This window comes from Tibeticola sp., from assembly GCF_022759015.1.
GTDB lineage: Bacteria > Pseudomonadota > Gammaproteobacteria > Burkholderiales > Burkholderiaceae_C > Tibeticola > Tibeticola sediminis.
In genome coordinates this window covers 1-12,950 of the sequence record NZ_JAEMQB010000143.1, presented here as the reverse complement: position 1 = coordinate 12,950, position 12,950 = coordinate 1, and the positions used below count along the sequence as shown (strand labels likewise).

Below are 12,950 nucleotides of genomic sequence, written 5' to 3'. Positions count from 1 at the left end.
GCGATGCGATGCAGCAGCCCCGGACGCGGCTTGCGGCAGTCGCAGCCGGCGTCCGGCCCGTGTGGGCACCAGACGATGAGGTCGACCGCAGCGCCGCGCTCGGCCAGCAGATCGGCGAATTTCTGGTGCATCGCGTCGAGCGCCGCCCGGTCGAACAGTCCCCGCGCCAAGCCGGACTGGTTCGTCGCCACCGCTACCCGCCAGCCCGCGGCCTTGAGTCGCGCGATGGCATCCAGGCTGCCGGGCAGGGGCTGCCACTCCTCGGCCGATTTGATGTAAGCGTCGGAATCGGCGTTGATCACCCCATCGCGGTCGAGGATCACCAGCCGAGAGCGAGTCGCACTCACGACGCCCACCCCTCGCTCACCGCAGCCTCGTCGACCATCTGGCACCAGATATGACCGATGAGGATGTGGCATTCCTGCACCCGGGCGGTCTCGCGGCTCGGGACGATCAGGGCTTGATCCACCCGATCCGCGAGGGCACCACCGTCACCGCCCAGCAAACCGACCACCTTCATTCCCTGCGCCTGCGCCTGAGTGACGGCCGCAATCACATTGGCGCTGTTGCCCGACGTCGAAATCGCCACCAACACATCGCCCGAGCGTCCCAGGGCCTGAACCTGCCGGGCGAACACCTGCTCGTAGCCGAAATCATTGGCAATGGCGGTCAGCGCCGAGGTATCGGTCGTGAGCGCAATCGCCGCAAGCCCGGGGCGCGCACGCACGAAGCGGCCCACCAGTTCCGCGGCAATGTGCTGCGCATCCGCCGCGCTCCCGCCATTCCCGCACAACAACACCTTGCCGCCCTGGCGCAGCGTCGCGACGAGCGCAGAACCGGTTGCCGCAATCGTGGGAATCAGCCCTTTGAGGGCATGGACGGTCGCCTCATGGCTTGCGATCTGGGCATCTATGGCATTCATCGGGGAATCTCAAAAGGGAGGTAAAGCAACTCGGCCCGCGCTCAGGGCCATGCGGACCGGCTCGCACGCGACACGGGAACCATAGAATCGCACGAGTTTAATTGCCTGCGAGTTTGCCTTGTCCACACCTCGGACCCTCGATTTCTCCGCCGCGCGCGTGCTGGTGGTCGGCGATGTCATGCTCGACCGCTATTGGCACGGTGCCACGTCGCGCATCTCGCCCGAAGCGCCGGTCCCGGTCGTTCATGTTCAGAACGACGAGTCGCGCATCGGCGGCGCGGGCAACGTCGCCGCGAACATCGCGGCCCTCGGTGCTCACGCGACCCTGGTTGGACTCGTGGGTGACGACGACGACGGCCGCACGCTGCGCCAGCAGCTCGTGGCTCGCGGCGTCGACTCCCGGCTCGTCACCCTGCCCGACGCGCGCACCATCACCAAGCTGCGGGTCGTCAGCCGCCACCAACAACTGATCCGCCTCGACTTCGAGGCGCCGTTCGCGGCGCAAACCCGGCCAAGGGTCGAACAACAGGTGCGGCTGCATCTGCCGGGGCATCGCGCGCTGGTCCTTTCGGACTACGCCAAGGGCACGCTCGCGGCCGCGCCCCAGCTGATCGACATGGCGCGCGCTGCTGGCATCCCGATCGTGGTCGACCCCAAAGGCACCGATTTCTCTCGCTACCGCGGGGCGACGGTGCTCACCCCCAACATGCAGGAGTTCGAAGCGGTTGCGGGTCGCGTCGACAGCGAAGAGGCCCTGATCGAACGCGGCCAGAACCTGCGCGAGACGCTCGACCTTCAAGCCTTGTTGATCACCCGCAGCGAGCGGGGCATGCTGCTCATCGAGCGCGACCGCCCCGCCCTCCCGCTGGCCGCACGCGCCCGAGAGGTGTTCGACGTCACGGGCGCCGGCGACACCGTGGTCGCCGTGCTGGCGGCTGGCCTCGGCGTGGGTCTCCGGCTGGCGGACGCGACGGCGCTGGCCAACCTTGCGGCCGGCATCGTGGTGGGCAAACTCGGCACCGCCAGCGTCACGCTCGACGAACTTCACCGCGCGCTGCACGAACACGCCGAGGTTCCGACCGGCATCGTCGATGAAGAGGCGCTCGTGGGATACATCCGAGCCTGCCGCGCCGCCGGGGAGCGCATCGTCATGACCAACGGCTGCTTCGACCTGCTCCACCCCGGGCATGTGCACTACCTGCAACAGGCCCGCGCACTCGGAGATCGCCTCATCGTGGCCGTCAATGACGACGCTTCCGTCGCCCGCCTCAAGGGCCCGAGCCGCCCGGTCAACGACTTGCAAAGCCGCATGACTCTGCTGGCCGCCTTGGCTTCGGTCGACTGGGTCGTCCCCTTTTCCGAAGACACGCCCGAGCGGCTGATCTGCAAGCTGCTGCCCGACGTTCTCGTCAAAGGTGGTGACTACCGCCCGGACCAGATCGCCGGGGCCGACTGCGTCCAGCGCGCCGGCGGCGAGGTTCGGATCCTCGACTTCGTCGACGGCCACTCGAGCACCCGGGTCATCGACCGCATCAAGGAGCGCACATGATCATCGTCACCGGCGGTGCCGGCTTCATCGGCAGCAACATCGTCCATGCGCTCAACGCGCGCGGTATTACCGACATTCTGGTCGTCGACGACCTGACCGACGGCCACAAATGCCTCAATCTCGTGGGCGCAGACTTCCGGGACTACCTGGACAAGGATAGCTTCCTCGAGCGCATCGCCAACGGTCGCGACTTCGGCGCCGTGCGCGCCGTCTTCCATGAAGGGGCCTGCTCGACCACGACGGAATGGAACGGCCGCTTCGTGATGCAGGTCAATTACGACTACTCGAAGGCGCTGCTGCACTGGTGCTTGCATCGCGGCGTACCCTTTCTCTATGCCTCGTCGGCCTCGGTGTATGGCATGGGCCCGGGTTTCTCGGAGCGGCGCGAGCACGAGCACCCGCTCAACATGTATGCCTTCTCCAAGTGGCAGTTCGACCAGTATGTGCGCGCCCTGCCCGAGCCGCCGGCGTCGCAAGTGGTCGGGCTGCGCTACTTCAATGTCTATGGCCCGCGGGAACAACACAAAGGCCCGATGGCCAGCGTGGCCTACCACTTCCACCACCAGTTGCTACGCGATGGAAAGGTGCGGCTCTTCGGTGCCAGTGACGGCTACGGCCCCGGCGAACAGCGTCGGGACTTCATCCACGTCGACGACCTGGTCCGCGCCAAGCTTTGGATCTTCGACCATCCCGAAGTTCGCGGCATTTTCAACCTCGGCACCGGCCATGCGCAGAGCTTCAATGAAGTCGCCCGCGCAGTCATCGGCTTTCACGGGCGCGGGGAAATCGAGTACATCCCGTTTCCCGATCACCTCAAAGGGGCCTACCAAAGCTACACGCAAGCCGACATGAGCCGGCTGCGCTCGGCCGGATACGACGCAGCCTTCATGCGGGTCGAAGAAGGCGTTCCGCGGTACCTGCAATGGCTTCAGCGTCCCTGAGCGAAGGCAAGGAGGGCGCGGATGCGGTCCTGGTCGTCGGCCCGTCGTGGGTCGGGGACATGGTCATGGCCAGCGCGCTGTTCCAAACCCTACGTGCGCAACGGCCCAACGTCGCCATCGACGTGCTCGCGCCCGCCTGGTCCTTGCCACTGCTCGAGCGTATGCCCGAGGTTCGCCACGGGATCGAGATGCCTGTCGGCCATGGACGGCTGGCCCTGGGCACCCGTTGGCGCCTGGCCCGCAGCCTGCGCGGCCGCTATGGGCAGGCGATCGTCCTGCCCGGCTCGCTGAAGTCGGCGCTGATCCCGGCCTGGGCCGGAATTGCTCGGCGCACCGGCTACCGCGGTGAGCACCGCTGGGGGCTGATCAACGATATGCGCCGCCTCGATCCGGCCACGATGCCCCTGATGGTTCAGCGCTATGCGGCACTCGGCCTCGAAACAGGCGCGTCCCAAGGCACAGCGCCCGCCCCCAGGCCCCGCCTGGGAGTCGATCCGGCCAACCAGCAGCGCCTGTTGACCCGGCTGAAGCTGTCCCCCAACCGCCCGGTCGTCGCCTTGTTGCCGGGCGCCGAATTCGGGCCATCCAAGCAATGGCCGGCCGAGCACTATGCCGCGCTTGCTCGAGCGCTGCGCGCTGCCGATGTCGAGGTTTGGGTTCTGGGCTCGGCGAAAGACGCTGCCGTCGGCACCGAAATCACCAATCAGGCGCCAGGCACCGTCAATTTGTGCGGCCAAACGACACTGGTCGATGCCGTCGACCTGATCGCGCTTGCCCAAGCCTGCGTCAGCAACGACTCGGGGCTGATGCACGTGGCCGCAGCGCTCGACGTCCCGCTCTGGGCCTTGTTTGGATCCACATCGCCCGAACACACGCCGCCGCTTTCCGATCAGGCCCGGGTGATCCGCCTGGGGCTCACCTGCTCGCCCTGCTTCAAGCGCGTCTGTCCGCTCGGCCACAAGCGCTGCCTCGCGGACCTCGCGCCGCAGCCGATTGCGTCAGCCATTCTTGAGCGGCTCGCGGGCCGCCTGCCCGCATGAACGCCCGCGCCGACAACGGGCTGTTTCGCTGGCGTCATGCGTGCGAGCGCGCCGCGCTGATGTGCGCCGTGGCCTGCGCCATTGCGATCGCACTGCCCACGTTCTGGCTCAGTCTGGCCAGCGCTGCCTTCGTGCTGTGCTGGCTGGCCGCTGCGCCTTGGCCGCAAACCCGGGTCCTCCTCGCGCACAACCGCTGGGCCCAAGCGGCCTTGGCACTGAGCCTGTGGCTGCTGCTGAGCGCCTGCTGGTCACCCCTGCCCTGGGAGCAGGCGTTGCGCGCGGTCTGGCCGTACCGCAAACTGCTGCTCCTGATCGCGCTGATGGCCATTTTGCGTGACCCCAAATGGGGCTGGCGTATGCTTTACGGCTTCCTCGGCGGCTTCGCGCTGCTGCTCGGGCTGTCTTACGCACAGGCGCTGGGCTTCGCCCCCCCCAATCGATGGCACACGCCTTCGGGCTACACCTCGCACATCGCTTACTCGACGATGCTGGCCTTCGTGACCTGGGCCACGGTTTGGCTCGCCTCCGCCGAGCCCCGACGCCGAAGGCTCTGGCTCGGGTACGCCGCTGCCGCAGCGACCAATCTGTTTTTCATCAACACTGGCCGTACCGGACAGGCGGTGTTCCTGCTGCTCCTGCTGCTGCACGCAGCGCACGCTTTCTACCAGCGCTGGCGCTGGCGTGGAATCGGCTTGACGGCGCTGCTGGGCGCGAGCCTCGCCGCGCTGCTGTTCGTGAGTTCACCCACGTTTCGGGCGCGCACGGTCGAAGGGCTGGGTGACATCGAGCGGGCACAAGCCGGGGAGGTCAACACCTCGCTCGCCTATCGGCTGGATTTTTGGCGCAACACGGTCGAACTCGCGCAGACCCACCCGTGGCTCGGCGGCGGCATCGGCAGCTATGCTCCGGAATATGCGACCCTGGCCGCTCGTCACGGCTGGATCGGCGCACGGGTTTCGCACAACCCGCACAGCGAATACTTGTTGATCTGGCACCAGTCGGGGGCCATCGGCCTGGCGCTGTTGCTGCTTCTGGGCTGGGCCCATGCACGGGAAAATCGCCGACTCTCGCCACCGGTGTCGCAGATCGCCCAGGGCTTCCTGATCCTCGTCGGCGTGGCCGCACTGTTCAATTCGATCCTCTACGACCATCAAGATGGTCATTTTTACGTGATCATCGCTGCAGCACTCTGGAGCGCCGGGCGTTCGAGCCCCGCCAGCCGCCACCCAGTCCCATGAGCCTCTCCGTCATCCTGATCACCCACAATGAAGCCCACCGGCTCGCGCCGGTCTTGGAGGCGGTGTCCTGGGCCGACGAGATCATCGTCGTCGATTCCGGCAGCACCGACGGCACCCCGGAGCTCGCGCGGCGTTATACGGACCGGGTGCTGGTGACCAGCGACTGGCCCGGGTTTGGGCCGCAGAAAAATCGGGCGCTCGAACGAGCGACGGGAGACTGGGTGCTGTCGATCGATGCCGACGAGCTCGTGACCGACGCCCTCGCCCGCGAAATCCAAGCCGCGATGGCCGCCCCGCAGGCGGACGTCTACGCCCTGCCGCGCCTGTCCTACTTTCTCGGGCGCCCGATGCGTCACGGCGGATGGTGGCCGGACGAAGTTCCCCGGCTGTTCCGCCGCGGCAAGGCGCACTTTTCTGACGATCTCGTGCACGAACGGCTGGTGTTCGACGGACCTCCAGCACGGCTGAAGACGCCGCTGTTGCACGACACCATGCCGGATCTCGACGACGCACTGGACAAAATGAACCGCTATGCGATCGCTGGCGCCGAGCGGATGCGCCGCGCCGGACGGCGGGCCACGCCGCTCGGCGCGGTGCTGCACGGTCTTTGGACCTTTGTGCGCTGTTACGTCCTCAAAGCCGGCTTCCTGGACGGCGCGGAGGGCTTCATCCTCGCCGTGACCAATGCCGAAGGCACGTACTATCGCTACATGCGCCTTTGGCTGCACACACGGCCCAAGCCCCAAGCTCCGACGCCGCGATGAACCCGCCAAACATCAGCGTCATCGTCACGACCCACAACTGGCCCGAGGCGCTCACCGAGGTCCTGCGCGGCCTCGCGGCGCAGCACACGCGGCCGCTCGAGGTGCTGATTGCCGACGACGGCTCCACCCCTGAGACGGCCAGGCGGATTGCCTCCTTGGCTGCCACGTTGCCGTTTCCTTTGCAACATGTCTGGCAAGAACACCGGGGCTTCCGCGCCGGCCGTGCGCGCAATCGCGCCGCGGCACTGGCCCGGGGTGACTATCTCGTCTTTCTCGACGGCGACTGTGTGCCTCTGCCCCCATTCATCGGCGGCCACGCGCAACTGGCTGAACCGGGGCGCTTCGTTGCGGGACAGCGCATCTTGCTGTCCCCCGAAGCCACGCGTCGGTGGCTGCACCACGGCGCACGCCTGAGCGAAGCCGGGCCGCTTCAGTGGCTGGCCGCCCGTTGGAGGGGCGACGTGAACCGACTCGCACCCTTGTTTCCCCTGCTGCCAGCAGCCCTGCCACGGCCGCGCTCCAAGCGCTGGCAAGGGGTGCAAACCTGCAATCTCGGGCTCTGGCGCTCGGACTTCGAAGCGGTCAACGGCTTCGACGCTGCCTTCGTCGGTTGGGGCCACGAGGACGCCGACCTGGCCGTGCGACTGATTCGGCGCGGCCTGACCCGCAAAAGCGGGCGTTTCGCCACCCCGGTCCTGCACCTCTGGCACCCGCCCGCCGCCCGCGATCGCGCGCGCGACAACCGGTCCTTGCTCGACGCGACCCTGCGCGGGGAGCGGCCCGTCGTGGCGGTGCAGGGGCTACGCGAGGACGCCGCCGAAGCCCCATGATGGTCGTGCCGAGTCCTATCCCCCAGACCGACAACCATCGCCCGCAGCCGCGCCGAAACGCCCTTGAAGCGGTCGACGCCCCCCAGCGGGTCTTGGTCATCACGCTGCAGCGGCTCGGGGACGTGCTGCTGACCACCCCGCTGTTGCACAGTCTGCGCCGGGCTTGGCCGCAGGCCACGATCGACGCACTGGTGTTCGAGGGCACCGGCGCGGCGCTCGAGGGCAATACCGATGTCGCACAGGTGATCGAATGGCCCAAGGCGGCGTCGCTGGCGATCCAGTGGAAGCGGCTGCAGCCGCTACGGCGGCGCTACGACTGGGCGCTGGTGACGCAGCCCGGCGACAAACCGCACCTGATCGCGGCTTGGGCGGCCTCACGGCGCGTCGGCGTCGTTCCGCCCGACCGCTGGCAGGACGCCTGGAAGCGGGCCAGTTGCACGCGCTGGCTGGCGCCGGACGAGCGCACGGAGCATGTGGTCGTTCAGAATCTCGCGCTGGCGCAGCTGTTGGGCGTAGCGCCTTGCGTTCAGGTGGTGCCGCCTTTGCCCTCCGCGGGCACGACGCGGGTCGATGCGTCCCGCTGGACCGCCTCGGGCCGCAGCCTCGCCGTGCTGCATCCGCAGCCGATGTTTCGCTACAAGGCATGGCCAACGGCCCATTGGACGCAGTTGGCTCGGGCCTTGTCCGCGCGCGGACTGCAGGTGCTGCTCAGTGGCGGGCCGGCACCCGCGGAGCATGAAACCTGCACAGCGATTGCCGAACAATGCCCCGGCGTGGTCAATCTCGCCGGCAAGCTGCGACTCGCGGACTGGACCGTGCTTTTGCGCTCGGCGGTGCTCTTTGTCGGCCCAGACACCGTCACCACGCACCTCGCCGCCGCCGCCGGAACCCCGACGGTGGCGCTCTTCGGCCCGAGCAGCCCCGTCCGCTGGGGGCCCTGGCCGCTGGGTGCAAAAGACACACTGCCAGCAGGCAGCCCCTGGCGCATGAAGGCCCCCCTGCAGCACCAGAACCACGTGCTGCTGCTCCAAGGCTTGGGCGACTGCGTGCCCTGCTTGCAGGAAGGCTGCGAGCGGCACACGCAAAGCCCCAGCCGCTGCCTCGAGGAACTCGAGCTGCACCGAGTGCTCGCAGCGGTCGACTCGCTGCTCGAAAAACGCGCCTGATTCGACGATGACGACCTTGGACCGGCCGCTGCGCCTCTTGATCGTAAAGACCTCGTCGCTGGGCGACGTGGTTCATATGCTGCCTGCATTGACCGATGCGGCACGGCGTTACCCCGGCCTCCTAGCGGACTGGGTCGCCGAGGAAAGCTTCGCCGCCGTTCCCGCCTGGCACCCCAACGTAGCGCGGGTCCACCGGGTTGCGATCCGCCGCTGGCGACGCGCATGGTCGAGCGCGGAGACGCGGCAGGAATGGCGCGTGTTTCGCTCGGGCTTGCGGGCCACTGCATACGACGCAGTGGTCGACGCGCAGGGACTTCTCAAGTCCGCCCTCATCACCCGGCAGGCCCGCGGGCCGAAATGGGGCTACGACTGGGCAAGCGCGCGCGAGCCGCTCGCCGCCTTCGCTTGGTCGCACCGGGTCCAGGTCGCGAAAGATCTCCACGCCATCGAACGCAATCGTCTCTTGCTGGCCGCTGCGCTCGGCTACACGCTCGACGGCCTGGGGCTCGACTATGGTCTGCAGGCCACGCGGTTCGAACCACCGCCCGAGCTCGAACTCAGCGCCGGCTACGTTCTGGGGCTGCATGGAACCAGTCGCCCGGAGAAGGAATGGCCGGTCGATGCGTGGATCGAAATCGCCCGGCGACTGGCGCAGACCGGGCGCTCTCTGCTGCTGCCCTGGGGTAATGAGCGCGAGCACCAGCGCGCGCAACGTGTGGCGCAAGAGGCCAGCGGCGTGCGCGTACTGCCACGGCTGGGGCTGGACCCGCTGGCGGCGATCATCGCGCGTGCCGATGCCGTGATCGGGATGGATACGGGCCTCATGCACATCGCAGCGGCGCTCGGTCGCGGCGGCGTTGCACTCTTTCCCGTCACCGCCCCGGCGCTGACGGGGCTGCATCCGCCTGAGGGGGCTCCGCCCATCGTTCACCTCTCGGGCACGCAGGCGCTGAACGTGGACCTCGCCTGGTCGGCCCTGGAGCAAGCCCTGGACCGCTGACAGAGTTGGCCAAAAAGAAGAGCCGCGCAAGGGCGGCTCTCTCGAAAGGTCACGCAGGTCGAGGGCGCTGCGGCTCAAGCCCCCGACGCCGCCGGCTCGGCAGTCACGGCCGGCCCGCTGCCTGGCCCGCCGGCGGCGGGCGGCGTGCGCGGCGTCCAGTCCTTGGGCGGACGGGGCTCACGGCCGGCCATGATGTCATCGATCTGCTCGGCGTCGATGGTTTCCCATTCGAGCAAAGCCTTCGCCATGGCGTGCATCTTGTCCGCGTTCTCCTCGATCAGCCGGCGCGCCAGCGCGTATTGCTCATCGATGATTTTTCGGACCTCGATGTCCACCTTCTGCATGGTGGACTCGCTCATGTTGGTGGTCTTGGTCACCGAGCGGCCAAGGAACACCTCGCCCTCGTTCTCGGCATAGACCATCGGCCCCAGCGCGTCCGTCATGCCGTAGCGCATCACCATGTCACGCGCGATCTGGGTCGCGCGTTCGAAGTCATTGCTGGCGCCGGTGGTCATTTGGTGCATGAACACCTCTTCCGCGATACGACCGCCAAAGAGCATGCTGATTTGATTGAGCATGTACTCCTTGTCGTAGCTGTAGCGGTCCTGCGCCGGCAGGCTCATGGTCACGCCCAGCGCGCGGCCCCGGGGAATGATGGTGACCTTGTGCACCGGGTCGCACTTGGGCAGAAGCTTGCCGATCAACGCATGGCCAGCCTCGTGATAGGCGGTGTTGCGGCGTTCCTCCTCGGGCATGACCATGCTCTTGCGCTCGGGGCCCATCAGGATCTTGTCCTTGGCCTTCTCGAAGTCCTGCATCTCGACGACACGGGCGTTGCGCCGCGCGGCCATCAAAGCGGCCTCGTTGCAGAGGTTGGCCAAATCGGCTCCGCTCATGCCGGGCGTACCGCGCGCGATGATCGCCGGATTGACGTCCTGACCGATCGGGATTTTGCGCATATGGACGCTGAGGATTTGCTCGCGGCCGCGGATGTCGGGCAAGGTCACATAAACCTGCCGGTCAAAGCGCCCCGGACGCAGCAGCGCAGCGTCGAGGATGTCCGGCCGGTTGGTGGCCGCGATGACGATCACGCCGAGGTTGGTTTCGAACCCGTCCATCTCGACGAGCATTTGGTTGAGTGTCTGCTCACGCTCGTCGTTTCCGCCACCGAGGCCCGCGCCACGCTGACGACCCACCGCATCGATTTCATCGATGAAGATGATGCAGGGCGCATTCTTCTTGGCGTTCTCGAACATGTCGCGCACGCGCGCAGCGCCCACGCCGACGAACATTTCGACGAAGTCCGAGCCCGAAATGCTGAAGAACGGCACCTTGGCCTCGCCCGCGATGGCCTTGGCGAGCAGCGTCTTGCCGGTCCCCGGAGGGCCGACGAGCAGCAGCCCGCGCGGAATGCGGCCACCGAGTTTTTGGAACTTCTGCGGGTCTTTCAGGAAGTCGACGACCTCCTTGACCTCTTCCTTGGCCTCGTCGCAGCCTGCCACGTCGCTGAAAGTGACGGTGTTGTTGTTCTCGTCGAGCATGCGCGCCTTGCTCTTGCCGAAGCTGAAGGCGCCGCCCTTGCCCCCGCCCTGCATCTGGCGCATGAAGTACACCCAGACGCCGATCAGCAACAGCATCGGGCCCCAGCTGACCAGCAAGGTCATGAGGAGCGACCCCTCCTCGCGGGGCTTGACGTCGAATTTGACGCCGTTGTTGATCAAGTCACCGATCAGTCCGCGGTCCAGGTAGGTCGCGGTGGTTCGGACGCGTCGATCGTCGGTCGTCGTGGCAACGATTTCCGTGCCGCTGCTGCCTTCCTGGATCGTCGCCGACTTGATTCGGTTGGAGCGCACCTCCTCGAGGAAGTCCGAGTACCCCATGTAGCCGGCCGAGGCCGTGCTTCGCCCGTCGAACTGTTTGAACACGGTGAACAGCACCATGCCTATGACCAGCCAGACGGCCAATTTGGAAAACCATTGATTGTTCAAGCGCAACTCCAGTAAAGACGACAACGCAGCACGCTACGTTGCGGTCATTTTAGGTCTTTCAAGTTGCCCAACGGCCCAAGGCCGTTGCGCTTTCCATATCCCGCACGCGGGATTGGCCTCAGTCGCGCAGCCCCATCCCGATCAAGAAGGTCTCCGCCGAGCGGTCCCGGGAAGCCTTGGGCTTGTGCACCTTGACCGTTCGAAAGGTCTGGCGGAACAAATGCACGAGCGCGTCGTATGCGCTGCCATGAAACACCTTGGCCACGAGGCTCCCCTCGGGCTTGAGGTGCTGGCGCGCAAAGTCGACCGCGAGCTCGATCAGGTCACTCACCCGCGCCGCATCCGCCGAGGCGATTCCAGACAGGTTCGGCGCCATGTCCGAGACCACCAGGTCCGCCTTCGCCATGCCCACGACGGCCTCGAGGCGCGCCAGCACCTCGGCCTCGCGAAAATCGCCCTGAATGAAATGCACGCCTTCGATGGGCTCCATCGGCAGCAAATCGAGCGCAATGATCGTCCCATTGAGGCTGCTGGTGCCTTGAGGGTCGGTTCGAGTGCCCATGCGGCGGCGCAGGTATTGGCTCCAGGCGCCCGGCGCGCTGCCCAGGTCGACCACGAACGCGCCGGGACGTACCAAACCGAAGGTCTGATCGATTTCCTCGAGCTTGAAGGCGGCGCGCGCGCGATAACCTTCCTTCTGAGCCCGCTTGACCCAAGGGTCGTTGACATGGTCGTTGAGCCAAGCCTTGTTGACTTTGCCGCTCTTGGTCTTGACTTTCATTTGCCGCGGATAATAGAACGATGCCCAAAATTACATTGACTCCGGCCGAGCGCAAGGTCTTTCGCGCCGAAGCCCACCACCTCGACCCCGTCGTCATGATCGGTGCCGACGGCTTGACAGAATCCGTCCTCAAAGAAGCCGATGCCGCGCTCAAGGCGCACGGACTGATCAAAATCCGCGTGTTCAGTGACGACCGCGTGGCGCGTGAGGCGCTCTTTCAGTCGCTGGCCGAGCAGCTCGACGCTGCGCCCATCCAGCACATCGGCAAGCTCTTCGTCTTGTGGCGGCCCATTCCTGAAAAAGAGCGCCCGATCGACGAAGACCGCAAGCCAGGACCGCGGGAATACAAAGTCATCCAAAACAGCAAGCGCGGCGGCCAGCGGCCCGAAGTGAAAATCGTGCGCGTGCTCGGCAACGAACGCCTTACGCCCGGCGGCAAGGTCAAACGTGCCAAGCCCCGGAAGCAATCGGTCAAAAAGCGTCAGCCCGACTGAGCACCGAAGCACGCCCGACCTCGGGTTGCGCTCTGCTACGGCGCCGCCTCAGGCGTTTGGCGACTGCCAGCCCGGCCGCCCGAGGGCGACGAGCGCGCCCAAGGCGCACAGCCATTGTCCCAGGTAGAGGAGCGAGCCCAGCCCGTGCCACAGCGGCAGGTTGTCGCGTGCCAGAATGTGGGGCGCCACGACCCATTCAGAGATGGCTGCAAAGCTGAGGCCGAGCACTACCAAAAT

Annotated in this window: 13 protein-coding genes and 1 pseudogene; 9 read left to right on the top strand and 5 right to left on the bottom strand. The window is 66.6% G+C overall.

From position 1 onward, the window contains the following. Both JHC36_RS09190 and JHC36_RS09185 read right to left on the bottom strand, forming a co-directional pair. The coding region (locus JHC36_RS09190; protein ID WP_287918425.1) for an HAD-IIIA family hydrolase at positions 1–347 on the bottom strand (347 nt) is incomplete at its 3' end. Then, positions 344–922, bottom strand: coding sequence for an SIS domain-containing protein (locus JHC36_RS09185; RefSeq protein WP_287918424.1), 579 nt, complete (start codon positions 920–922; stop codon positions 344–346). The genes JHC36_RS09185 and JHC36_RS09190, both read right to left, overlap by 4 nt. 118 nt (positions 923–1,040) lie before the next feature. On the opposite strand from JHC36_RS09185, the gene hldE reads away from it, so the two are divergent. From hldE to waaC, 8 genes are read left to right on the top strand one after another with little or no spacing between them, the layout of a single operon-like run. Next, positions 1,041–2,471, top strand: coding sequence for a bifunctional D-glycero-beta-D-manno-heptose-7-phosphate kinase/D-glycero-beta-D-manno-heptose 1-phosphate adenylyltransferase HldE (gene hldE, locus JHC36_RS09180; RefSeq protein ID WP_287918423.1), 1,431 nt, complete (start codon positions 1,041–1,043; stop codon positions 2,469–2,471). Further along, positions 2,468–3,412 (top strand): ADP-glyceromanno-heptose 6-epimerase, encoded by a 945-nt coding sequence (gene rfaD, locus JHC36_RS09175; protein WP_124219567.1) that lies wholly within the window; start codon positions 2,468–2,470, stop codon positions 3,410–3,412. Before hldE ends, rfaD begins: the two co-directional genes overlap by 4 nt. Next, a complete protein-coding gene (gene waaF, locus JHC36_RS09170) occupies positions 3,394–4,452 on the top strand; it encodes a lipopolysaccharide heptosyltransferase II (RefSeq protein ID WP_287918420.1) in 1,059 nt (352 codons plus the stop codon). Before rfaD ends, waaF begins: the two co-directional genes overlap by 19 nt. Beyond that, positions 4,449–5,690: an O-antigen ligase family protein gene (locus tag JHC36_RS09165; RefSeq protein ID WP_287918419.1), complete on the top strand. Its 1,242-nt coding sequence runs from the start codon at positions 4,449–4,451 to the stop codon at positions 5,688–5,690. The genes waaF and JHC36_RS09165 overlap by 4 nt, the downstream gene beginning before the upstream one ends. Beyond that, complete coding sequence (locus JHC36_RS09160) at positions 5,687–6,454, top strand: glycosyltransferase family 2 protein (RefSeq protein WP_287918417.1); 768 nt, start codon at positions 5,687–5,689, stop codon at positions 6,452–6,454. The genes JHC36_RS09165 and JHC36_RS09160 overlap by 4 nt, the downstream gene beginning before the upstream one ends. Beyond that, on the top strand, positions 6,451–7,284 hold the full coding sequence (locus JHC36_RS09155; RefSeq protein WP_211330887.1) for a glycosyltransferase family 2 protein: 834 nt from the start codon (positions 6,451–6,453) through the stop codon (positions 7,282–7,284). The genes JHC36_RS09160 and JHC36_RS09155 overlap by 4 nt, the downstream gene beginning before the upstream one ends. Before the next feature lie 5 nt (positions 7,285–7,289). After that, the gene (locus JHC36_RS09150; protein ID WP_287918414.1) at positions 7,290–8,450 is read left to right on the top strand and encodes a glycosyltransferase family 9 protein; all 1,161 of its coding nucleotides are present in this window, start codon (positions 7,290–7,292) and stop codon (positions 8,448–8,450) included. Between the two features lie 7 nt (positions 8,451–8,457). Further along, positions 8,458–9,450 (top strand): lipopolysaccharide heptosyltransferase I, encoded by a 993-nt coding sequence (gene waaC / locus JHC36_RS09145; RefSeq protein WP_287918413.1) that lies wholly within the window; start codon positions 8,458–8,460, stop codon positions 9,448–9,450. Between the two features lie 74 nt (positions 9,451–9,524). On the opposite strand, the gene ftsH is transcribed toward waaC, so the two are convergent. Beyond that, complete coding sequence (ftsH, locus tag JHC36_RS09140) at positions 9,525–11,438, bottom strand: ATP-dependent zinc metalloprotease FtsH (RefSeq protein ID WP_124219582.1); 1,914 nt, start codon at positions 11,436–11,438, stop codon at positions 9,525–9,527. A gap of 118 nt (positions 11,439–11,556) precedes the next feature. Further along, positions 11,557–12,219, bottom strand: coding sequence for an RlmE family RNA methyltransferase (locus JHC36_RS09135; protein ID WP_287918410.1), 663 nt, complete (start codon positions 12,217–12,219; stop codon positions 11,557–11,559). A 20-nt stretch (positions 12,220–12,239) separates the two neighbouring features. Between JHC36_RS09135 and JHC36_RS09130 the strand changes: the two genes are divergently transcribed. Continuing rightward, on the top strand, positions 12,240–12,713 hold the full coding sequence (locus tag JHC36_RS09130) for a YhbY family RNA-binding protein (protein WP_124219586.1): 474 nt from the start codon (positions 12,240–12,242) through the stop codon (positions 12,711–12,713). A gap of 48 nt (positions 12,714–12,761) precedes the next feature. Here the strand turns inward: JHC36_RS09130 and JHC36_RS09125 are convergent. Continuing rightward, positions 12,762–12,950, bottom strand: a pseudogene (locus JHC36_RS09125) (DUF4149 domain-containing protein); the annotation flags it as partial.